Origin of the sequence: Actinomadura gamaensis (assembly GCF_042652125.1) — a bacterium.
GTDB classification, from domain to species: Bacteria; Actinomycetota; Actinomycetes; order Streptosporangiales; family Streptosporangiaceae; genus Spirillospora; species Spirillospora gamaensis.
On the sequence record NZ_JBHSIT010000012.1, the window covers coordinates 186,169 to 208,403 of the forward strand.

A 22,235-nucleotide genomic window follows, 5' to 3' on the forward strand; every position below is an offset into this window, starting at 1 on the left:
CTGCTGCTCGCGTGGGCGAGTCCGCCGCCCTGCTCCTCGCGTGGGCGAGTCCGCCGCCCTGTGCCTGCGGCTGCCCGGCCCCACCCGCAGGGTCAGAGCCAGCCGTTGCGGCGGAAGCCGCGGTACAGGCCCATGCAGACGGCGGCGATCAGCGCCATGATCATGAAGTACCCGTACCGCCACTGGAGTTCCGGCATGAACTTGAAGTTCATCCCGTAGATCCCGGCGATCGCGGTCGGCACCATGGCGATCGCGCCCCAGGCGGAGATCTTCCGCATGTCCTGGTTGTCGGCGACGGTCACCTGGGTCATGTGCGCCTGGAGGATCGGGTTGAGCAGCTCGTCGAAGGACTCGACCTGCTCGCGGACGCGGGTCAGGTGGTCCTCGACGTCGCGGAGGTACTCCTTGATCTCGGTCGGCACGAACCGCCGTCCGGACAGGTTGCGCACCGGTCCCGCGAGCGGCCCGACGGCCCGCTTGAGCTGGATGACCTCGCGCTTGAGCCGGTAGATGCGCCGCGACTCGTCGGTGCGCTCGGGCGAGAAGACGGCCTCCTCGACCTCGTCCACGTCCTCCTGGATGGCGTCGGCGACGGCGGTGTAGCCGTCCACGACGTGGTCGGTGACCGCGTGGACGATGGCCGCCGGACCCTGCGCGAGCCGCGCGGCGTTGGCCTCCAGGCGGCGGCGCACCGGGCCGAGCCCGCCGTGCTCCCCGTGCCGGACGGTCACCACGAAGTCCGTCCCGACGAAGACCATGATCTCGCCGGTCTCGACGACCTCGCCGTCCTCGGGGTCGCGCTCGACGTACCCGACGGTCTTCATGACCAGGAAGTGGACGTCGTCGTAGCGTTCCAGCTTGGGCCGCTGGTGGGCGTGGATCGCGTCCTCGACGGCGAGCGGGTGCAGCCCGAAGACCTCGGCGATCTCCTGGAGTTCCGCGGCCGACGGCTCGTGCAGGCCGACCCAGACGAACCCGGCGCTCTCCTCACCGCGCTCCGCGGGTTCGAGCCGACCGTCCCGGACGAGCCGGACGGCGTCGCCGACCGAATCGGTACAGACGCGGTGCCCGTCGATGTAGGCCGCCCAGTCGATCACCGCGCTGTCGCGGGCGCAGGCCGGGCCCGTCGAAGGCTGCACGCGCCCACGGGTCTTGAACAGGGACATCGTCGCCCGCGCGGGGCGTACCCGAGTCATGGCCATGAGGTGCTCCTAACCCCCGGCCACAGCGCGCAGCGCGCGCCGGCCCCGGCTTCAGAGCGGGGAGCGCGCGGGTCGCGTGGCCGGACGCCTCGAAGAGGCAGTCGGACGGACAGTCCAGCTCGGACTGTGAGGGTTCTCCGGCGTACTGCACGTATCGCCAGGACTCATCCCGACCACCTCCTTCCGGACGCGAGGCCACAACCTCTGTAGGCTACCAGCGACATTTAAGACGCGGCGGACAACCGATCGGTTGGCCCACCCGCGTGTCACGCTCGTCACAACACGCGACCGCCGGCCCCTATGCCTTGGCGCGGTCGGCACCCGCCCGCCCCGGGCCCCTCCGGAACGCCGGCGCCCACACCTCACCCGGTCGCAATCACAGCATGCCCGGCTTCGCGGCCGCATGTCCCGTTGTTCGAGCACTTGTGGATAACCATTCTCGCTCCGTCCACTCCCCTAGCGCGGGTCAGCGCCGCATCGGCTTCGGTGGAGGTGCGTAGGGAAACGCGTGGTTTGGGATGAGTGGGTGGTTACGGGCTTGGTGCGTGGAGCTCGTGTCGTGGTGGGGGTGCGACCGTTAAGCTCCTTCGACGTGCGAGTACTCGTCCTTGGATCTGGTGGCCGCGAGCACGCGCTCGTCCGCGCCCTGCATCGCGACCCTGCCGTGACCGATCTGCACTGTGCGCCCGGGAACCCCGGGACGGCGGAGATCGCGGCCAACCACGCGATCGACATGCTGAACCCGACCGCCGTGGTGGAGCTGGCGCGGCGGCTGACCATCGACCTGGTGGTGGTCGGCCCGGAGGCCCCGCTTGTGGCGGGCGTCGCGGACGCGGTGCGCGAGGCCGGGCTCGCCTGCTTCGGGCCCGACAAGGCCGCCGCCCGGATCGAGGGATCCAAGGCGTTCGCCAAGGAGGTCATGCAGGCGGCCGGGGTGCCGACCGCGCGCGCCCGCGTGTGCGACACGAGCGGGCAGGCCGAGGGCGCGCTCTCCGAGTTCGGCCCGCCCTACGTGGTCAAGGACGACGGCCTCGCCGCGGGCAAGGGCGTCGTGGTGACCGACGACATGGGCGCGGCGATGGAGCACGCCGCCGCCTGCGACCGGGTCGTCATCGAAGAGTTCCTCGACGGCCCGGAAGTGTCACTGTTCGCGCTCTGTGACGGCCAGGACGCCGTGCCGCTCGTCCCGGCGCAGGACTTCAAGCGCGCCTACGACGGCGACGCCGGACCGAACACCGGCGGCATGGGCGCCTACACGCCGCTCCCCTGGGCTCCGCCGGGTCTGGTGGACGAGGTGATGGACACCGTCATCCGGCCCACGGTGAACGAGCTGCGCCGCCGCGAGACGCCGTACGTGGGCGTCCTGTACGCGGGTCTGGCGCTGACGTCGCGCGGCGTCCGGGTGATCGAGTTCAACGCGCGTTTCGGCGACCCGGAGACGCAGGTCGTGCTGGACCGGCTGGCGACCCCGCTCGGCGGCCTGCTCCAGGCGTGCGCCCTCGGCGGGCTGGCCGCGGACCAGCGGCTCGCCTGGCATCCGGGAGCGGCCGTCACGGTCGTCGTCGCGGCCGAGAACTACCCCGCGTCCCCGGCGAAGGGCGACGTGATCACCGGCCTGGACGAGGCGAACGCCGTCCCGGGCGCCTACGTCCTCCAGGCGGGCACCGCGTTGGACGCCGACGGACGCCTGGTCTCCGCGGGCGGGCGCGTCCTCAACGTCGTCGGTAGCGGAGCGGACCTCGCGGGCGCGCGCGCAGCCGCGTACGAGGCCGCCGGCAAGATCCGGCTCCGCGGTTCGCACCACCGCGCCGACATCGCACTGAAGGCCGTCGAAGCCTGATCCTCGCACCGGAAAGCCCGATACGGAGGTTCTGCCTCGTATCGGGCTTTTCGCTGCGCGGCCGAGGCGGCACAATGCTTGCTTACATCATTACACCCCCTGACGAGAGGCCGCTCGATGGCGGTGCGGGACGCGGCGTCCGAGCCCGAGGAGTACCGGGTCACGACGCTGGAGCTGTTCTTCGACCTGGTGTTCGTCTTCGCGGTCACCCAGCTCACCGGCGTGCTGGCGCATGACCTGAGCCCGCGCGGGCTGGCCGAGGTCGTGCTGATGTTCGGCGTGCTGTGGTGGATGTACGCGGGGTACGCCTGGCTGACGAACATGACCCCGCCGACGACGGTCGGACGGCGGCTGCTCGTCCTGGTCGGGATGGGCGGCTTCTTCATGATCGCGCTCGCCACGCCCAGCGCGTTCGGCTCCGGCGGGGTCGTCTGGGGCCTCGGCTACCTCGCCCTCGTGCTCGCGCACGTCGTGCTGTTCGCGCAGGGCAACCCGCACATCCTGCGGGTGCTGCCCGCGAACCTGCTCGCCGCCGTCCTGATCATCACAGCTGGACTGCTCGACCACGGCGCGCCCGTCTACGTGCTGTGGACGCTCGCCCTGGTCGTCCCGATCGTCCAGCCGTACATCGTCCCGCCGGGCGGACGGTTCGACATCCGCCCCGGCCACATCGTCGAGCGGCACGGCCTGCTCGTCATGATCACGATCGGCGAGTCGGTCGTCGCGGTCGGCGTCGGCGCGGGCCACCAGCGGCTGACCGCCGGGTTGATCGTGACCGTCCTGCTCGGCCTCGGCCTGGCTGCCGCCGTCTGGTGGACGTACTTCTCGCGCGATGACGCCGCCGCCGAAGACGCCCTGACCGCGGCAGACCCGGCAGAGCGGGCGAACATGACGATGTCCGGCTACTTCTACGCACACATCCCGCTGATCGTCGGGATCATCGTGCTCGCGGCGGGCGTGAAGAACGCCGTCGCGGTCTCGTGGCACGCGCTGGCCTACCGGCCGTCCTTCGCGCTGGCCGGGGGAACGGCGCTCTTCCTTCTCGGCGACGCATGGTTCCGGCGGGTCGTGCGCATCGGCCCGTCCGGGATCAGGATCCTCGCCGCCGTCGCGTGCGCGGTGGCCGTCCCGTTGGCGCACTGGTCGGCGGCGGTCGGCGTCGCAGCCCTCGTGCTGGTGCTCGCCGGGGCGCAGCTCGCCGAGCACGGCGTCCGCAAGGGAACGCCAGAAGTTATCCACAGGTAGTGGCCGGGCTCGGGGCCGGGGCCGGGAGCTGCCAGAATGGCAGGGTGATCGAACGCTACACCCTCCCCGAGATGGGGCGCGTCTGGAGCGACGCGCACAAGTACGAGCTCTGGTGCAGGGTCGAGACCCTCGTGGTCGAGGCGCACGCCGAGGCCGGCACGATCCCGGCGGAGGTGGTGGAGCCGATCCGGAACGCGGCGCCGCCGACGCCCGAGGCCGTGCACGAGATCGAGGCGGTCACCCAGCACGACGTGATCGCGTTCCTGTCCGCGTGGGCCGACAACACCGAGCCGCGCGAGGCCGCCCGGTACGTCCACTTCGGCATGACCTCGTCCGACCTGCTGGACACCGCGCTCGCGCTCCAGCTCGTCGAGGCCACCGACATCCTGCTCGCCAAGTCCGACACGCTCGTCGCGACGCTGCGCGACCACGCCCTCGCCCACCGGGACACGCTGCGCGTCGGGCGCACGCACGGCATCCACGGCGAGCCGGACGTCTGGGGCCACCGCGTCGCCGACTTCGCGTTCGCCGTCGCCCGCTCGCGCGACCGGCTGCTTCGGGCGCGCGACGCGGTCGGCGTCATGGCGATCTCCGGCGCGGTCGGCACCTACTCCAACATCGACCCGGCCATCGAGCGTGCGGTCGCGGAGAAGCTGGGCCTGCGCCCCGCCGACGTGTCCACGCAGGTCGTCATCCGCGACGGCATCTCCGAGTGGACGTCCGCGCTGGCCATCATGGCGACCGTGCTGGAGGCCGTCGCGCTGGAGGTGCGGCACGGGCAGCGCACCGAGGTCCGCGAGCTGTGGGAGCCGTTCGGCAAGGGCCAGAAGGGCTCCTCGGCCATGCCGCACAAGAAGAACCCGATCATGTCCGAGCGGCTCGCGGGCATGGCGCGGATCGTGCGCGCGCAGATCGTCCCGGTCCTGGAGGGCATCCCGCTCTGGCACGAGCGCGACATCTCGCACTCCTCGACCGAGCGGATCGCGCTGCCGGACGCCGCGACCGCGCTCGACTACATGCTGAGCCTCACCAACCGGCTGATGTCGGGCCTGGTCGTGGACGCCGAGCGGATGCGCGCCAACCTCGACTCGACCGGCGGTCTCATCTACACCTCGACCGTCCTGCTCGAACTCGTCGAGGCGGGCATGTCGCGGGACGATGAGGCGTACCCGCTCGTGCAGAAGGCCGCCATGGAGACCTGGCAGACCGGCGTCCCGTTCCGCGAGACGCTGCGCGCGCACGCCGCCGCGGCCGGTCTCACCCTCGACGAGGCGCGCCTGGACGAGGTGTGCCGTCCGGAGCGCTTCGTGGAGCGGCTCGCCCCGATGTTCGAACGCCTCGAATCCCTGAAGTAACGAAGGAGCCGTCGATGGACGCCGTGCTGGCGGAACTGAACGTCCACCCGTTGAAGAGCGGCGGCGGGACGGCCCTGACCAGCGCGGAGCTAACCCCGACCGGGCTGCCGCACGACCGGGAGTTCATGCTGGTCACGCCGGAGGGGCGGCATCTGTCCCAGCGCGAGCACGCCGAGCTGGCCCTGCTGCGTCCGCGCTTCGACGGCGAACTGCTGACGGTGTCCGCGCTGGGCGTCGAGCCGCTGGAGCTCAAGGCGTCCGGCGACGGCCCGGTGCTGGACGTGACCGTCCACCGCAAGCCGTGCCAGGGCGTCGACCAGGGCGACCAGGCCGCCGAGTGGTTCACGCGGTTCCTGGCGTCCTCGGCGTCCGAGCGGCGCGGGCCGTTCACCGGATGCCGCCTGGTGCGCTTCACCGGGCGGCGTCCGACGAGCCGCGGCGGCGGCGAGGTCGCGTTCGCCGACGGCTACCCGCTGCTGATCATCTCGGCCGAGTCGCTCGCCGACCTCAACACCCGGCTGGACGACCCGCTCCCGATGAACCGGTTCCGGCCGAGCCTGGTGCTGGAGGGGCTCGGCGCGTACGGCGAGGACGGCGTCCGCCTGCTGCGCGTCGGCCCGGCGGTCATCGAGATGATCAAGCCGTGCACGCGGTGCGTCATCACGACGACCGACCAGGCGACCGCCGTCCGCTCGCGCGAACCGCTCCGCACGCTCGCGACCTACCGCAACGTGGACGGCGGCATCCTGTTCGGCCAGAACGCCGTCCCGCGCGAGCTCGGCACGCTCCGCGTCGGCGACCCGGTGGAGATCCTCGAACGCGCCTGACCCGGCTCGCCGCCGTGGCCGTCGGCCGGCCGTTCGGCCGTCAGCCGACCGTCTGGTCGGTCGGGTTGCCGTACTGGTCGCGAATCACCGTCTGGACGACCTCGACGACCAGGCCGGGCAGGCCGGGGACGGCGCGGACGCCCGCTTCGGGACGCAGTGCCTCGATCAGGCCGTCCAGCGCGGCGGACGGGATGCCGATCTCTAGGGCGGTGTCCTCCGTCTCCCGCAGCGTCAGCGTGTCGCCGTCCGCCGGGACGAGCAGCACGAGCGCGTCGTCCCCCTGGAGCAGCAGGTCACGGCCATGGCCGAGGCGGCCGGGGAGGGTCTTGACGACGCCCTCGGCCTGGAGCGCGCCGATCCGCAGGCGGGCCCGGTCGCCGTCGCGCGACCAGCCGATCTCGGGGACGAACAGCGCGCCGCTGCTGGATCCGTCCGCTTCGACGCCGGCACGGACGGCCTCCGCGATCTCCGGATCGGAGAGCAGCGACGGGCGGTTGATGTCGGAGACCAGGAGCGGCAGGCGGGACGCGAGCAGCTCGGTCAGCGACGCCGAGTTCCAGGTGCGCGCGGCCTCGTACTCGTCCGGCGTCAGCCCCACGAGCTGCAGGAACTGGAGGCGGCCGTGCGGCGTGCCGATCGTGCCGAGTTCCGGGTCCTCGGCGAACATCAGCGCGCTGAGGGTGCAGTCGTCGCGGTCGGCGGCGATCGGGCCGTTCGCGTTCATGTGGTGGCCGGGCGCGAACCAGTTGCCGGACGAGAAGACGTAGCGGGCGAGGTTCTGCATCAGGTTGACCGGCCAGACCGGCGGCTCGGCCTCGTCCTCCCCCGGCGCGCGGGCCAGCCGGAACGTGAACTCGAAGCCCCAGCCCGACTCGTCCGGATTCTCGGACTCCTTCCCGTACAGCTCGGACATCCCGTACGAGACGTAGTGCCAGTGGTCGTCGCGGACGTAGGCGCTTACGCCGTCGAGCGGATCCGGTCCGCCGAGCCGGTAGGCGACGATGGTGCCCCAGTGCCTCGGCTCGGTGTCTCCGTACAGCGGCTGGAGGGCGCGGTCGATGGCGGTCCAGCCGGGGCTCTCGTCCATAGATGATCACCTTACGCAGATCCACCCGAACCTCGCCGGGACTTCCGGGGTCTAACGATCAGGCGGCACCGGCGACGGCGAGGCGGACGCGACACACCCGCCTCGGTGGTTTACTGGGGCTGCGTCCACGAGGGGGCACGACCTCCCCCGAGACCTCGTGTCCCGCTCGCCCCGATGGCGACCGGACGGGACGGACCGAGCCGCTCCGCGTCCGGCAGGCACCGAAACCCGCAGTTAGGAGTCAGACGGCATGAGCATGGGCCACGAGGTCCGCTACCGCGTGCGCGGCGGTCGGCGGTTGCAGGGCACCGTCTTCGTGCAGGGCGCGAAGAACGCCGTGCTGCCGATGATCGGAGCCTCGCTGATGGCCGGCGAAGGCCGCACGGTGCTGCGCAACGTACCGATCATCGAGGACGTGCGCCGCGCCGTGGAGCTCGCCCGGGCGGTCGGCGCGAAGGCCGAGCTGCACGAGGCCGAGCGGACGCTGGTGATCGATGCGTCCACCCTGAACAGCCCGGTGCTGCCGGCCGAGATCGCGTCCCGGTTCCGCGGCTCCTTCCTGTTCGTCCCGGCGCTGCTGCACCGGCTGGGCGAGGCCGTGATCGAGGGCGTCGGGGGCTGCAACCTCGGCAGCCGCAACCTCGACTTCCACTACAACGGCTTCAAGCGGATGGGCGCGACGGTCACCGAGCAGGTCGGCGACAACGGCGACGGCGTCATCCACATCAAGGCCGGCGACCTGCGCGGCGCCACGCTGTACTGCGACACGCCCTCGCACACCGGCACCGAGAACCTGATCATGGCCGCGGCGCTGGCCAGGGGCACCACGCTGATCAAGAACGCGGCGCTGGAGCCGGAGGTGCTGGACAACATCCAGATCCTGCGCGCCATGGGCGCCAAGATCAGCGGTGGCGGCACCGGCTTCATCACCGTCGAGGGCGTCGAGAGCCTCACCGCCGTCGAGCACACCGTCATGCCCGACCGCATCGACGCGGGCGTCTTCGTGATGGCCGCCGCGATCACCGGCGGCGAGCTGTCGCTGGTCGGCGCGAACCTGGAGCACCTCGGCGTCGCCGCCGACAAGCTGGAGCAGATGGGCGTCGAGTTCCACCAGGAGGGCGCCGTCCTCCAGGTGCGGCGCGACCGGACGCTGCGCCCGATCAACGTCATCACCGACGAGTACCCCGGCTTCGCCACCGACCTCCAGTCGCCGATCATGGCGCTGTCGTGCCTGGCCGAGGGCCCGTCCTACATCTACGAGCGCATCTTCGACGGCCGCTTCAAGCTGGCGGGCGAGCTCGCGAAGATGGGCGCCGACATCGAGGTGGACGGCAACCGCGCCAAGGTGAACGGCGCGACCCCGCTGCACGGCGCCGAGGTCGAGGCGCACGACCTGCGCTGCGGCTCCGCCCTCGTCCTCGCGGCCCTCGCCGCCGAGGGCGAGACCACGATCACCTCCGCCTACTACCTCGACCGCGGCCACGCCCACACCGCCGGCCGCCTCTCGCAGCTCGGCGCCGACATCGTCCGCGAGGCCGACTGACCCCTTCCGCAAGCCGCTCGCGCTCCTGAACCCGCCGACTGTTGCGAACCCTCAGGAGTTCGCATCCCTGCCGGCGCTCGCGAACTCGCACAACGCCCACGAACCGCGGACTCGTGAGTTCGCCCGAACCAGGGCAGCCGAGCACCTGAACGCTCCACAGGCCGCGTCGCCTCCCGCGACGCGGCTTTCGCGTCCCCACCCGCGTTACAGCCCCGAACGCTACGCGCCCGCAGCAACGCCACCCGGCGGCCGACGTCCCGCGCGTTACAGGCGGGCGGGGGCGGACGAGGCCGCTCGGGCGGGCGGCCGGGGCTCCATCCGCGCGGTGGGGTGATTCCACCTGGTATGTCACGCTTTGCTCAGTGGCCATCCACGTCTCCGAGGGTCTCACGCGCCACTGACAGAACTCACGTGACGCGATCACCTGGTCACAGATTCGGACATGTCGTCCGAGTCGGCACGGTGACGGTACGTCCGGGAGCGGGCGCGGAGCGCGTCCTGACTCGATCCTCTGACAGACTCGGCCACTTTCGGCCGCCCTGTCAAAAATTCACCATGACCCCCCGTGGCCGGGGCACCCTCACGCGGTGGAGGACTTTCCGGAGGTCGGGACGCCGAGTCGAGCGGATTTCGGCTCGGGTGTAAACCAAACGAGCGCCGCAGGGGTCTCCTCAGTACGTGAAAGCGTCTAGGGAGGCCCCTTGCGGGCTTTTCGGGTCTTGTTTTTCAACTTCGGACATCCGAAGATGCAGGATCAAGACTGGCCGTATGGTGACAAGTTACTGACCAGGGGGTCGCGTAGGTTACTTTTTCGCCGCACTCTTGATTCGATTTCGCGTCTGGGCGTCACGCAGCGTCGCCCTGACCCGATCTGCCCACTGAGGAACGAATCGCACGGGAACTGCGGTGCTGGGTCAGAAGGCAGGGGCGACAAGCCATGAGTCAATCGTTGGGCGGAGCGTGCGCGAACGCATGGCCGGGACAGGGCCCCCGTCGAAAGCTTGGACGGGAAGCGAGCGGCCGATGACGGCCGCGCGGACAGGGTCGGTGGCACCCGACCTCACTATCGGTGTCGTGGGACCGCATGACCTGGTCGAACGGGTCATGCTGATGGGCCATGGCCCCACGCCGGTGCCGAGCCGGCTGGTGGCTGCGGCCTACCGGGACGAACAGGAAGCGGCCGACAAGGTCGTCCGACTCGGATCTGGCGTGGACGTGTGTCTGTTCGCCAGTCCGGTGCCGTACGACTTCGCCCGCAAGGCGGGGGTGCTCACCATGCCCGCCACCTACGTCCCCTTGAACGGTGCGGCGCTTCAGGGGGCGCTGCTGCGCGCATCCCTGGACGAACGCTTCGACCCCTCACGCGTGAGCATCGACGTGCTCGGACGCGCGGAGGTCGAGGAGGCGTACGCGGAGATCAACCTGGCCACGGACCAGGTGCACCTGCGGGAGGAGGCCGCGGGTCCCGGGACCCTCGCCGCCTTCCACGAACGGCTGTGGCGGCGCGGCGCGACGACGGTCGCGATGACCTGCGTCCACGCCACGGCCGAGCGGCTGGAACTGGCCGGGGTGCCGACGATCCGGGTGCGTCCGACCGGGGCGGCGATCCGCAGCTCGCTGCAGACCGCCGCGCTGCTCGGCGCGCATCATCGGCTGGAGGAGTCGCAGCTCGTGGTCGTCCTGGTGGACGTCCCGACGCTGCGCGAGACGCCGCGTCGCGTCACGCCGCGCTACTGGCGGGACGAGCTGAAACTCGCCCTCCATCGCGTCCTCCTGCAGGAGGCGCATCGGATGAACGCGTCGGTGTGGCCGCTGGACGACCACTCCTACCTGGTCATCGCGACGCGGGGCTCGGTGACCGCGTCGACCGAGGGGTTCCGGACGCCGCCGTTCGTGGAACGCGTGCGCGAGGAGCTGGGGCTGGCGATCGAGGTCGGCATCGGGATGGGACGCACCGCTCACGAGGCGGAGAACCACGCCCGCGCCGCGCTCGCGCGCTCGCAGAGTTCGCAGCGCACCCAGGGCTTCACCCTGGACCGGGACGGCCGGGCGCTCGTCCCCGCGCCGCGGACGCCGCCGCGCGCCCAGCCGCAGGCCAAGCCCAAGGGCCTGGAGATCCTGGCGCGCCTGGCGGAGAAGCTCGGCGACCAGGAGCAACCCCTCATCGTGGACGCGGAGAACGCGGGCAAGATGCTGGGCGTCACCCCCCGAACGGCGCGCCGCCTCCTGCGGACGCTGGTGGAGGAGGGCCTCGCCTGGCCGCTGCCGCCGAACCGCACTCCGCAACCGGGCCGGCCGCGCCAGCTCTACCGCCTCATCGTGGAGAAGCTGGGGCCCAAGGCCAGCACGTGACACGAGGGTGTGCGGCACGCGCCCGAGCGGGCCGCACACCCGCGCACGAGCGCCGGCTCACTCACGCGATGCACCCCCATCGGCGTCAGTGAGCCGAACGCTCTGATCAGCGCGCCCATCTCCCCGCGCTGAAGCCCGGCCTCCCTTCTGGAGGCCACGGCCCCTAGTCGCCTGCCCCCACGCAGACCCACGGCGACGCGCAAGCCACCGCCATGGCGGCGCCTGGAGGCATGAGGCCGACCTAGCGCACGCCGAAGTTATCCACAGAACGGCCTTCGACTTTCGCCCTCCTCCGAGCCGGGACGACCCTGGACGTGTACCTGGCGAAAGGGAGGTCGGATACCGATGAGCAGCTTGGGCACCCGCGTCATCCGCGGTGCGAGATCACGCGTCCGAAAGGCATGGAGCCGATGCGGACGGCGGTGGACGAGTGATCGGCGAACGTTCGGACGACACGCGCCCCCTACCCGACATAACGGACGGAGCGTACGCTCGGACAAAGCCGGTGAGTCCTCACCGGCCCTCATCCGGAGCCGAGGGCATGGACGACCGCGCCGCCCCGGACCGTCCGAGCCGTACCCGCACCGTGCTCGCGGCGGCCGCCGCCCTGCTCGTGATCAGCACCGGCGCCGGGGTGGCCGCCCTGGTCGGTCCGGCGTCCCTGCACCATGGCGTCCCGGCGTTACTCCAGCTCACGCCGAGCCCGCGGGCGAGCAGCGCGCCGAAGCCCCACACGCCCAAGCCGACACCGCGCGCGTCGACGGACACGGAGGTGGCCGCGGCACCCGCGCCCGTCCGGACATCAACGCACACGCACGCGACGGTCACACCGTCGCCGACGCACAGCTCCACGTCGACCCCGAGCAGGACGAAGCCGAAACCCACGACGTCCAAGCCGACGACGTCCAAGCCGACGACCTCGAAACCGACGTCACCCAAACCCACGTCGAGCAAGCCGAAGAGCAAGCCGCCGACGACCGTCCACACTCAGAGCGCCGGCACGCCCGTAACGTCCGGCGCCTGAGCGAGAACGGCGCTCCGGGCCGAAAGCGGTCAGTTCCGGTGGGGGTAGGCGTGGGCCACGGAGAGGAACGCGTCGTTCTCCTCCGGCGACCCTATGGAGACGCGCACCCCCTCGCCCGCGAAGGGCCGGACGCTGACGCCGGCGGCGTCGCAGGCGGAGGAGAAGTCGAGGGTCCTCTCACCCAGGCGGAGCCAGACGAAGTTCGCCTCGGTCGGCGGGACGGTCCAGCCGTCGGCGAGGAGCCCGTCGCGGACGCGGTGCCGTTCCTTGACGGTCTCGTCCACGCGGGCGAGCAGCTCGTCGGTCGCGGCGAGGGAGGCGACGCCCGCGGTCTGGGCGATCGAGTTCACGCTGAACGGCAGGTAGGTCTTGCGGATGGCCGTGGCCACGGCGGGGTGCGCGACCACGAAGCCGATGCGCAGGCCCGCGAGCCCGTAGGCCTTCGAGAAGGTCCGCAGGATCGCGAGGTTCGGACGGTCCAGCTCGCGGAAGAGATCCATCCCGTCGGGGACGTCCTCGTCGCGGACGTACTCGCGGTACGCCTCGTCCAGGACGACCAGCACGTGCGGCGGCACCCGGTCGAGGAACCGCAGCAGCTCGGCGCGGCGGACGATCGTCCCGGTCGGGTTGTTGGGGTTGCAGACGAAGACCAGGCGGGTCCGGTCGGTGATCGCGTCGGCCATCGCGTCCAGGTCGTGCGTCTCGTCCGCCAGCGGAACCTGCACCCCGGTCGCGCCGGACAGCCCCACCAGCAGCGGGTACGCCTCGAACGAGCGCCAAGCGTAGACGACCTCCACGCCGGGTTCGGCGACGGCCTCCAGCAGCATCTGCGAGACGCCGACCGATCCGCAGCCGACCGCGATGTGCTCGGGAGTCACGCCGAACCGCGAGGCGATCGCCTCGACGAGCGCGGTGGCGTTGTTGTCCGGGTACCGGTTGATGTTGCGCGCGGCGAGCTCGATCGCCTTCTGCACGGAGGGCAGCGGGCCCTGCGGCGACTCGTTCGACGACAGCTTGAAGGACCTGCCCTCGGGCGACACCACGACCTTCCCCGGCTTGTACGCCACGAAATGGTCGAGGACGGAGCGGAAGCGCGGCGTGGTTGCCTCGGACACGGGTGTCCTCCCAGTCGAACGGAGTGCGTCGTGCCCAAGCTTATGAACTACGCGCGCCTCGCACGTAGGGCGGTAATCGACGAAAGCCGGGCGCCGCCCTACGAGACCGGTGCGTCCCGCATCATCCAGCAGACCGCCACGATGCGGACGAACTCCCAGTCGCGAGTGTCCCCCGGCCACCAGCCGCGCCGGAACGCGTCCTCGGCGAACCCGGACAGGTACGACATGAGCGCGGGCTGGGACTGCTCGGGAACCAGGCCCCGAACCTCGGCGACATGCTGGTCGACGGCCGCCGCGAGCCCCGGCGTCTCCGACATCCGATCGACACCCGCGTCCCCGATGTCGCGGACGAGCAGGCCGAGCTCCTCGAATACTTCCCCATCCATTCATCCGAAGCTAGCAATCCCGAAGCAATGCTCACGTCACAAAACAGGCCTTTAACCAGGTAAAACTTCTAGCCCGCCCCACCTCGGCCCCAGCCGGCCACCCACCGCCAAGCGTCCAGAACGCCCGCCCGCAGGCCCCGTCCGCCCCTCAGGCCCTGTCCTCACCACCGATACGAGCAAGCGACCTGCCACCCTCCGGGTACCCCGTCCAGGACCGGCCCGACGCCCCGGCCACCCGATCGCGCCGCCGCGCCGGGCCACCCTGACCAGGCAGGCAACTGCCGGGCAGCCCGACGAGGAGCGAGATCAAGAAGCAAGCACCACGACGAACGAAAGGAAGATCAAGAGACCCCGCAACCAGTGGATCAGCAGCAGCCTCCGCCCGACCAGAGCACGCCCGTCCCAAGTCCCAGCCCCGAGGGAGGTGATGCAGAGCTCTTGACCATGGCGAAGATTGCCAGTCTCTTCACGTCCGCAGGACGAAGGTCGCGGTCACACCTAACCCACCTCCGCCTGCCGCCTGCCAGCGGCGCGGGCGCGGCCATGACGGCCAGGGACGCCGCCGTGCCCGCCAGGCCCGCGACGATGCGGGGGGGGTGGTCTTCATCGGGCTCCTTCAGCGAAGGATCAGCGGGAACGCCGGAGACGCTATGCCGCCCGAACCCCGCCCAGTCCGTTCTTCAGCGCCTCTTAAGCCTCCGATCGGCAACCCATGAGCCCTCCCCACACCCGTCCACCAAGACGTCCCAAACCGCTCTAGCACCACTCCGAGTCGCAAAGCGCGCCGACGGACGCACCACCGCAGCCATCGCGCTCAAGGACGCAGTCCGTCCGAGCGACGAACACCGCGCCACAACCGCGCAACACCACACGCATACACGCCGGACGCGTCGCTCGCCCGGCCGCTGAACACCGCAACGCAGCACGCAGACAACCGGCGCACCAACGTTTAGCGCAAGAGGGCCACGCAGCATCACACGCCACTGCTGGAGAGGAGTCCCGCAGCACAGGCAACGAACGCACCGACACCACGCGGGACGAGGCGCGCGGGCGCAACCCGAGTCATCAGAAGGAAGGGGCCGCAGTACGAGGCCCCATGCCGGGGAGCCACGCTGCGGCACACGCCATCGCAGAACGCGCCACCGCCTAAAGGAAGCACTCAGCACACATGCGACGGGCGCACCGACGCCTCGCGCGGGAGAGTCACGCTGCAACTTGAGCAATTACCGGGCGCGTCGTTGCGTGGCAGCCAGATCCGGTCGGCGGTGGCTTTGGGGTGGGGTGCTCGCGGGGGGTGGCGGGGTGGGGGTGGGTGCTTAGGATCGGGGTGGGTCGTTGTGGGGAGGGTGCGTGGACGGGTTCGCGGCGCTTGATCGGTATTTTGTTCGGCTTGCCGATGTTCCTCGGGACGAGTTGCCTCGGATGCGGGGGGTGTTTCGGCCTGTCCGGTTGGCGCGGGGGGAGCTGCTCTTTCGGGCTGGGGAGCCTGCTGACAAGGTCGCGTTCGTCGTGGAGGGGCTAATCGCGCTCTGGTACTCGGCGGCGGACGGGCGGGAGCGGGTGCTCGGGTTCCGGGCCGAGGACGAGTTGGTCTGTGCGTACGGGGCGGTGCTGCGGGACTCGCCGGCGCATGCGACCGCGGAGGCGTTGGAGGAGACGCGGTTGCTCGTCGCCTCGCGTCCGGCGTTCGATGAGCTTTGCGCGGGGCATCCGGCATGGGGACGGGCGTTGGCGAAGCTCACCGATCGGCTCTATCTGCAGCAGGACGAGCGTCAGCGGGCGCTTCTCATGGACGACGCGGAGACCCGGTACCGCGACTTCCTCGCTGCTTATCCGCATCTCGCCGGGCGGTTGACGCAGCGGCAGATCGCGTCCTACGTGGGAGTGACGCCAGTGGCGTTGAGCCGGATCCGGTCTCGCATGGCGGCAGTTAACCTGGGTTAACGACGTCGCGCGCGGGCGCTCCTAACGTCAGGGGCATGGAGACGCTAGCGATGGCGGTCACGAGTTTCGGACCGCCCGAGAACCTGAAGCCCGTCCGGATGCCCGTCCCCGAGCCCGGCCCCGACGAGGTCGTGGTGAAGGTGGCCGCCGTGGCGGTGAACCCGGCCGACCTCGGGATGCGGGAGGGCCGTTATCCCTGGGCGGACGAGCCGCGGCTGCCTCTCGTCCCGGGATACGACCTGGCCGGAACCATCGAGGTCGGCACGTCCGACTGGCCGTCCGGGACGGCGGTCATCGCGATCACGGGCCACAAGAACACGCAGATCGGGGCGTATGCCGAGTACGTCACGCTCCCGACGCGGTTTCTCGCCCGCGCCCCGGAGGGCATGGACCCCGCCCACGCCGCCGCGCTTCCCCTGGCCGGACTGACCGCGCTCACCGCCCTGGCCGCGTTGGACCTCGCACCTGGAGAGACGCTGCTGGTCAACGGGCCGCGCGGGGCGGTCGGGTCGCTGACCGTCCAGATCGCCGAGCACCGTGGGATCAAGGTCGTCGGGAGCGGCGACGGTCCGGTGGACGCGGCGCTCGACACGGTCGGCGGCGATCGCGCGCAGGGCGCCTTCGACGCCGTCCGGGACGGCGGACGCTACGTGACGGTCGTGCCCGAGTTCTGGGTTCCGGGCGGACCGTTCACCGAGGCACGCGGTATCACGCCGCAGGTCGTCGGCGCGCAGTTCGACACCGGTTACCTGCGCGAGCTGTCACGCCTGGCGTCCGAGGGCGTGCTGAGCACGACCATCGGCGAGCGGTTCCCGCTCACCGAAGCGGCCGAGGCCCACGCCCGTCTCGCCGCCGGAGGCATCCGAGGCAAGATCATTCTCATCCCGTGACGTCCGGCTCCCGGACGAAAGCGCCCGCGACACGACGCGTCCACGGGAGGCGGAAAGCAACGCTGCGCGCCCCCGCCCCCGCCCGGCGGGCACCCCCTCCCGCCGCCGGGCGGGGAGGGGGCCGGGGTGCGCCCGGCGGGTTATGGGTGCGCCCGGCGGGCGGTGGCGGGGGCGCGCCCGGCAGGCGGGGGCCGGGGCGCGCCCGGCAGGCCGGGGGGCCGGGGTGCGCCCGGCAGGCCGGGGGGCCGGGGTGCGCCCGGCGGGTTATGGGGTGCGCTCGGCAGGGCGGGGGGCCGGGGCGCGCCCGGCGGGTTATGCGGTGCGCCCGGCGGGCGGGGGGCGGGGGCGCGCCCGGCGGGTTAGGGGGTGAAGGGGTGGGTGGTGAACTGGTAGTCGCGGCGGATCAGGTCGTCTTCGCCTACCAGGAGGACGACGCGGGCAGCCCAGGCGACTCGGGCGTCTCGGACGAGCCGGACGGTGAAGGTGACGGCGTCGTGGTGGCTGACCGCGTCGTCCGCGTGGTCGATGCTGTAGCCGCCGTCCTCGACGAACTGCTTGTGGGCTTCGGTGACGCGGTCTTCGAGTTCGGCGAGGCCGGTGAAGGTGGTGTCCTCAACGAGTTCGACGGCGTCCTCCGCCCACAGGCCGGCGATGGCGGCGCGGCGGCGGTCCGGGTCGGGTTCGTTCCAGACGGCCACGTAGCGGGCGACGATCTGGTTCTTCTCGAAGTCGATGTCCATGCCGCGGACGGTAGGTCCCGTCCACTGACACCTTCTGTCAGTGGAGTCGAGCAGAATTCGGGCCATGCGCGCGGACCGTCTGGTGTCGATCCTGCTGATGCTCCAGACGAGGGGGCGGGTGACGGCGCGGGAGCTCGCCGATGCCCTGGAGGTTTCGGTCCGCACGATCTACCGGGATGTGGAGGCGCTCGGGGCGGCGGGCGTCCCGCTGTACGGGGAGCCGGGGCATGACGGCGGATACCGGCTGCTCGACGGGTTCCGGACGCGGCTGAACGGCCTGACCGAAACCGAGGCCGAGTCGCTCTTCCTGACCGGACTTCCGGGGCCGGCCGCCGAGCTCGGGCTCGGCGCGATCGTGACGGCGGCGCAGCTCAAGCTGATGTCCGCGCTGCCGGACGAGCTGCGTGACCGCGCCGAGCGCGTCAACGAACGGTTCCATCTGGACGCGCCCGGCTGGTATCGCGATCCCGATCCGACGCCACACCTCGCGGCCGTTGCCGACGCTGTCTGGAACGACCGGAGCGTCCGGGTTCGTTACCTGCGTTGGGAGCATCCGAGGGAGGTCATGCGGGATGTCGATCCGCTGGGCCTCGTCCTCAAAGGCGGCCACTGGTACATGGTCGGACGTACCGGCGACCGCGTCCGGACGTACCGGGTCTCCCGCCTCCAGGATCTGGAGGTCACCGGGGCGCGCTTCGACCGTCCGCCGGGCTTCGACCTGGCCGGGTACTGGGACGACACCATCGCGGGCTTCGACGAGCGCCGGCTGCGGACGTCCGCGCATCTGCGCCTGTCCGCCGATCTGCTCGACCACCTGCACGAGTACCTGGACGCGTCAGCCGTGCGCGCGGCTCGCGAGTCCGCCTGTCCTGTCGAGGACGGCTGGGTCGAGGTCACCGTTCCCGTCGAGTCCCCGGATCGCGCCGTCCTCGACCTGCTCCGCCTCGGCACGGACGCCGAGGTCCTCGGCCCGCCCGAGCTGCGCGCCCGCATGGCCGAAATTGTGACCGCCCTCGCCGCCCGCTACTCGGACGGCCCGGCGAAGTAACGCGTCTTCCTTCCTTCACGCGAACTGCGTCCGCTGAGGCACTGGACAGATGATCGTCACGTCGATAATCTACGCGTAGATCAAATCACGGAGGAGAACGCCATGTGGGAGTACGAGTACTCGGTCGAGACCACCGCGTCCCGCGAGGAGCTGTGGCGCCACTGGACCGACATGGCCGCCTGGCCGAGCTGGAACGAGGGCATCGTGGCGATCGAGGTGGACGGCCCGTTCGGGGTCGGCACGACGTTCACCATGACCCCGCCCGAGGGCGACAAGGTCAAGCTGCGCATCAGCGAGATCGTGCCCGGCGAGCTGTTCGCGGACGAGGCGGACGGCGGCGACTTCGTCGTCCGGACCGTCCACAGCCTGACCCCGGTCGCGGACGGCCGGACGCTGATCACCTACCGCACCGAGATCACCGGCCCCCTCGCCGACGAGATCGGCCCCGCGATCGGCCCGGAGATCACCGGCGACTTCCCCGACGTCCTCGCCGCGCTCGTCAAGCTCGCCGAGTCCTGACCCCCGGGACGACCGCACGGGCAACGCCGCCGTCCGAGGCCGAACGTCCGAGGTTATGCGGGTGAGGCTTCACGCCCGCCGCCGCACGCGCGGCTACACGTCCGACGCCGTACGGCCGAGGCTGGGCCCCCGGGACCCCACGCGAGCGTCATGACCGACGCGACGGTCACGGGCGACGCGGGCGAATCAGCCGAGGTTGCTCGGGCTCGGTTCCGGGCCGTCGGCACGGGCTATCTGCGGTTCGCCCGGACCGAACCGGGGCTGTTCCGGACCGCGTTCCACGTTCCCGCCGACATGACGATGGCGACGGCGGAGATGTCCGCCGGGACGGGCGGGATGACGCCGTTCGAGCTGCTCGGCGCGGTCCTGGACGGCCGCCTGGTCGAGTGCGGGCTCATGCCGCCTGGACGCCGTCCGGGCGCGGAGTACGCGGTCTGGTCGAGCGTGCACGGCCTGGCCGTCCTGCTGACCGACGGCCCGCTGCGCGGCCTGGCGAGCAGGCCGAGCGCGCCACCCACGACCTGATCGACCTGATCGAACGAGGACTCCGCTAGCCCGTCCGCCAAGCACGGACGCCCCGAGAACTCAGGCGTCCCGGCGGATGATGACCAGCGGTATAGCGCTGATCAGGTTTCGGCTGCGGTGAACGGCACCTGGAAGTTGCTCGGAAGGGTCAGCGCTCGTCGTCCGGATCGTCGGGTAGCGCGAGGCACAGGGCGTCGAGGGCGGCGGAGTAGGCGGCTTCGGACGGGGTGCCGTAGCCGATCACCAGGCCGTCGCGGGGCTTCGCGGCGCTGTCGGGGTGGCGATAGAGGGAGAGGCCGTCCAGGGCGAGACCTTGGCGGCGCGCGGCGCGGAGCGCGGCCTGTTCGGTGCCGTCCGGGAGGTCGAGGACGGCGTGCAGCCCGGCCGCGATCCCGCTGACCCTGATATGCGAGGCACGCTCGGCGAGGACGGCGGTCAGCTGGTCCCGGCGACCGCGGTAGATCTTGCGCGCGCGGCGCAGGTGCCGGTCGTACGCGCCGCGCGCGACGAGATCGGCGAAGGCGAGCTGGTCCACCACGCCGGTGACCAGCTCGCGCTGGCCCTTGGCCTCGGCGACGCGATCGGCGAGCCGCGCGGGCAGGACCATCCAGCCGATGCGCAGCGCGGGCGACAGGCTCTTGCTGGTCGAGCCGATGTAGACGACGCGCTCGGGATCGAGTCCCTGCACGGCTCCGACCGGCTCGCGGTCGTAACGGAACACGCCGTCGTAGTCGTCCTCGATGACGAGCCCGCCGGTCGCGCGCGCCCAGTCGATGACCGCCGCGCGCCGTTCGGGACGCAACGCGCCGCCGGTCGGATATTGGTGCGCGGGCGTCAGCAACACGGCGTTCGCATTCGTCGCGGGAAGGGAGTCGATGCGGGCGCCGTAGGGGTCCACGTCGAGCGGGATCGTGGAGAGGCCGCTTCGTTCGATGATGGCCCGGTGGAAGGGCAGGCCGTACGCCTCGACGGCGACCGGGCCGTCCAGGAGTCCGCAGAGCAGTTCGAGGCCGTGCGCGAAGCCCGCGCAGATCACGATGCGGTCGGCTCGGGTGCGGACGCCTCGCGCGCGGGCCAGGTATTCGACGAGGGCTTCGCGCAGCTCGCGCCTGCCGCGCGGGTCACCGACGCCGAACGCCTCGTTGGGCGCGGCGGCGAGCGCGCGTCGTACGGAGGCCGTCCAGTCGGCGCGCGGGAAGGCGGAGGCGTCCGGCGAGCTGGGCTTCAGGTCGTGGACGACCCGGAGGCGCCCCCTGCGCGCGGGCGCGCGCGACGGGTCGGGCGTCAGCGGTTCGGCCCGTCGCGCGACACGCGTTCCGGATCCTTGGCGGGCCGTCAGCCATCCCTCTTCGACCAGTTCCGCGTAGGCCTCGGCGACCGTGTTGCGCGCTATGCCCAGGTCGAGCGCGAGCGTTCGGTACGGCGGCAGGCGCGTGCCGGGGACGAGCCGTCCGGAGCGGATGGCCTCGCGCAGCGCGTCCATCAGGCGGGCGCGGAGGCTGCCGCTGCCGGTCAGTTCGAGATGCAGTTCATTCCCCGTCCGGGCGCCAGCATCCGCGCCAGCCTCAGCGCCAGCCCCGGCGCCAGCCTCAGCGCCAGCGCTGGCCCCAGCGTCGGGGTCGGGGGCGGCGGGCGGCGCGTCCGTGCTGCGCGACGCCTCGACGGTTTCGGACACGGCTCTCCCAGCGATTGACCCACCGATTCGGGTCCAGAATGCACCATGTTCGAGGGTCGGGACGTTCCTAGAGTCGCAGGCATGACAGCGGTACAGATCCCCGAACGCATGAACTTCCCGCAGGTCGCGCCCAAGGTCTTCAAGGCCATGCTGGCGCTGGACGCCGCGGCCCGCGAGGGCCTCGACCCGGTGGTCGTCGAGCTCGTCCAGATCCGGGCGTCGCAGCTCAACGGGTGCGCCTACTGCATCGACTACCACGTGGGCGACGCCCGGCGCGCGGGCGAGACCGAGGAGCGGATCTACCAACTCAGCGCGTGGCGCGAAGCGAGTCTTTACTCGGCCGAGGAGCGTGCCGCACTCGCCCTCACCGAGGCCGTCACGCTACTTCCACAGGGGGTTTCGGACGAGGTGTACGCCGACGCCGAGGCGCAGTTCGGCCCGGAGGGACTGGCCCGGCTCATCGCGCTGATCTTCACGGTCAACGCCTGGAACCGGATGAACGTCACCACCCGCAGAACGCCCGGCACCGTCTAGAACACCCGAAGCGGCAAACGATCATCCAATTACACTTAGTCCTAATTTGGTGACTATGAGTAACCACGGCGGGTATCAGGGGTTGCGGGAAGCGATTCATCCGACCGAAAGGACACCATCGTGCGCATCCGAACCGGACTCGCCGCCGCGGCCCTGACACTGGGCGCCGCAGCCGGCGCGGTCGCCCTGGCGGACACCGCCGGCGCGACCACCCACGTCGCCGGGGAGTACTACTTCCTCCCCGGTCAGATCTGCGAGAACGGGGGCGGCATCGTCCTGCCGACCTATGCGTCACCCACCGGTCTCGTCTGCGTGGGCGGCGTCGCACACGGCGCGTTCGTGGCCTCGGCGTTCCCGGAATAGGACCGTCCGGCCGGACCCCTG

General features: G+C 71.2%; 20 protein-coding genes. 13 read left to right on the plus strand and 7 right to left on the minus strand.

The window, feature by feature from the left end:
* Positions 1-92: 92 nt before the first annotated feature.
* Positions 93-1,202 (minus strand): magnesium/cobalt transporter CorA, encoded by a 1,110-nt coding sequence (gene corA, locus ACFPCY_RS34550; protein WP_378262400.1) that lies wholly within the window; start codon positions 1,200-1,202, stop codon positions 93-95.
* A gap of 592 nt (positions 1,203-1,794) precedes the next feature.
* Between corA and purD the strand changes: the two genes are divergently transcribed.
* The 4 genes from purD (at position 1,795) to ACFPCY_RS34570 (ending at position 6,469) form a co-directional block, all read left to right on the plus strand.
* Positions 1,795-3,042 carry a phosphoribosylamine--glycine ligase gene (gene purD, locus ACFPCY_RS34555; protein ID WP_378262402.1) on the plus strand — a complete coding sequence of 416 codons (1,248 nt, stop codon included), beginning with the start codon at positions 1,795-1,797 and terminating at the stop codon, positions 3,040-3,042.
* A gap of 117 nt (positions 3,043-3,159) precedes the next feature.
* The gene (locus tag ACFPCY_RS34560) at positions 3,160-4,287 is read left to right on the plus strand and encodes a low temperature requirement protein A (protein ID WP_378262404.1); all 1,128 of its coding nucleotides are present in this window, start codon (positions 3,160-3,162) and stop codon (positions 4,285-4,287) included.
* Between the two features lie 44 nt (positions 4,288-4,331).
* On the plus strand, positions 4,332-5,642 hold the full coding sequence (gene purB, locus ACFPCY_RS34565) for an adenylosuccinate lyase (RefSeq protein ID WP_378262406.1): 1,311 nt from the start codon (positions 4,332-4,334) through the stop codon (positions 5,640-5,642).
* Positions 5,643-5,656: 14 nt separating this feature from the next.
* Positions 5,657-6,469, plus strand: a complete 813-nt coding sequence (locus ACFPCY_RS34570; protein ID WP_378262409.1) for an MOSC domain-containing protein — start codon at positions 5,657-5,659, stop codon at positions 6,467-6,469.
* Positions 6,470-6,509: 40 nt separating this feature from the next.
* On the opposite strand, the gene ACFPCY_RS34575 is transcribed toward ACFPCY_RS34570, so the two are convergent.
* Entirely contained in the window at positions 6,510-7,556 is a 1,047-nt protein-coding gene (locus ACFPCY_RS34575; RefSeq protein WP_378262411.1) for a suppressor of fused domain protein, read from the minus strand.
* 256 nt (positions 7,557-7,812) lie between these two features.
* On the opposite strand from ACFPCY_RS34575, the gene murA reads away from it, so the two are divergent.
* On the plus strand, positions 7,813-9,099 hold the full coding sequence (gene murA / locus ACFPCY_RS34580; RefSeq protein WP_378262699.1) for a UDP-N-acetylglucosamine 1-carboxyvinyltransferase: 1,287 nt from the start codon (positions 7,813-7,815) through the stop codon (positions 9,097-9,099).
* 1,089 nt (positions 9,100-10,188) lie between these two features.
* Positions 10,189-11,451 (plus strand): GTP cyclohydrolase IIa, encoded by a 1,263-nt coding sequence (locus ACFPCY_RS34585; RefSeq protein WP_378262701.1) that lies wholly within the window; start codon positions 10,189-10,191, stop codon positions 11,449-11,451.
* A gap of 513 nt (positions 11,452-11,964) precedes the next feature.
* Here the strand turns inward: ACFPCY_RS34585 and ACFPCY_RS34590 are convergent.
* The 3 genes from ACFPCY_RS34590 to ACFPCY_RS34600 all read right to left on the minus strand — a co-directional run bounded on the left by ACFPCY_RS34590 (position 11,965) and on the right by ACFPCY_RS34600 (position 13,976).
* Entirely contained in the window at positions 11,965-12,396 is a 432-nt protein-coding gene (locus tag ACFPCY_RS34590) for a hypothetical protein (RefSeq protein WP_378262413.1), read from the minus strand.
* Between the two features lie 108 nt (positions 12,397-12,504).
* A complete protein-coding gene (hisC, locus tag ACFPCY_RS34595) occupies positions 12,505-13,590 on the minus strand; it encodes a histidinol-phosphate transaminase (RefSeq protein WP_378262415.1) in 1,086 nt (361 codons plus the stop codon).
* 98 nt (positions 13,591-13,688) lie between these two features.
* On the minus strand, positions 13,689-13,976 hold the full coding sequence (locus ACFPCY_RS34600) for a DUF6401 family natural product biosynthesis protein (RefSeq protein WP_378262417.1): 288 nt from the start codon (positions 13,974-13,976) through the stop codon (positions 13,689-13,691).
* A gap of 1,350 nt (positions 13,977-15,326) precedes the next feature.
* On the opposite strand from ACFPCY_RS34600, the gene ACFPCY_RS34605 reads away from it, so the two are divergent.
* Positions 15,327-15,920 carry a Crp/Fnr family transcriptional regulator gene (locus ACFPCY_RS34605; RefSeq protein WP_378262419.1) on the plus strand — a complete coding sequence of 198 codons (594 nt, stop codon included), beginning with the start codon at positions 15,327-15,329 and terminating at the stop codon, positions 15,918-15,920.
* A 35-nt stretch (positions 15,921-15,955) separates the two neighbouring features.
* Positions 15,956-16,810 (plus strand): zinc-binding dehydrogenase, encoded by an 855-nt coding sequence (locus ACFPCY_RS34610; protein ID WP_378262421.1) that lies wholly within the window; start codon positions 15,956-15,958, stop codon positions 16,808-16,810.
* A 359-nt stretch (positions 16,811-17,169) separates the two neighbouring features.
* On the opposite strand, the gene ACFPCY_RS34615 is transcribed toward ACFPCY_RS34610, so the two are convergent.
* On the minus strand, positions 17,170-17,550 hold the full coding sequence (locus ACFPCY_RS34615) for a hypothetical protein (RefSeq protein WP_378262423.1): 381 nt from the start codon (positions 17,548-17,550) through the stop codon (positions 17,170-17,172).
* A gap of 64 nt (positions 17,551-17,614) precedes the next feature.
* On the opposite strand from ACFPCY_RS34615, the gene ACFPCY_RS34620 reads away from it, so the two are divergent.
* The 3 genes from ACFPCY_RS34620 to ACFPCY_RS34630 all read left to right on the plus strand — a co-directional run bounded on the left by ACFPCY_RS34620 (position 17,615) and on the right by ACFPCY_RS34630 (position 19,642).
* Entirely contained in the window at positions 17,615-18,598 is a 984-nt protein-coding gene (locus ACFPCY_RS34620; RefSeq protein WP_378262425.1) for a helix-turn-helix transcriptional regulator, read from the plus strand.
* Between the two features lie 102 nt (positions 18,599-18,700).
* A complete protein-coding gene (locus ACFPCY_RS34625; RefSeq protein ID WP_378262427.1) occupies positions 18,701-19,117 on the plus strand; it encodes an SRPBCC family protein in 417 nt (138 codons plus the stop codon).
* 150 nt (positions 19,118-19,267) lie between these two features.
* Complete coding sequence (locus ACFPCY_RS34630) at positions 19,268-19,642, plus strand: TetR-like C-terminal domain-containing protein (RefSeq protein WP_378262429.1); 375 nt, start codon at positions 19,268-19,270, stop codon at positions 19,640-19,642.
* A gap of 148 nt (positions 19,643-19,790) precedes the next feature.
* Here ACFPCY_RS34630 and pdxR read toward each other — a convergent pair whose 3' ends face one another.
* The gene (pdxR, locus tag ACFPCY_RS34635) at positions 19,791-21,170 is read right to left on the minus strand and encodes a MocR-like pyridoxine biosynthesis transcription factor PdxR (protein WP_465251247.1); all 1,380 of its coding nucleotides are present in this window, start codon (positions 21,168-21,170) and stop codon (positions 19,791-19,793) included.
* Positions 21,171-21,398: 228 nt separating this feature from the next.
* Here pdxR and ACFPCY_RS34640 point away from each other — a divergent pair, with 228 nt between their 5' ends.
* On the plus strand, positions 21,399-21,851 hold the full coding sequence (locus tag ACFPCY_RS34640; RefSeq protein ID WP_378262433.1) for a carboxymuconolactone decarboxylase family protein: 453 nt from the start codon (positions 21,399-21,401) through the stop codon (positions 21,849-21,851).
* Between the two features lie 120 nt (positions 21,852-21,971).
* Complete coding sequence (locus ACFPCY_RS34645) at positions 21,972-22,214, plus strand: hypothetical protein (protein WP_378262435.1); 243 nt, start codon at positions 21,972-21,974, stop codon at positions 22,212-22,214.
* Positions 22,215-22,235 lie beyond the last annotated feature (21 nt).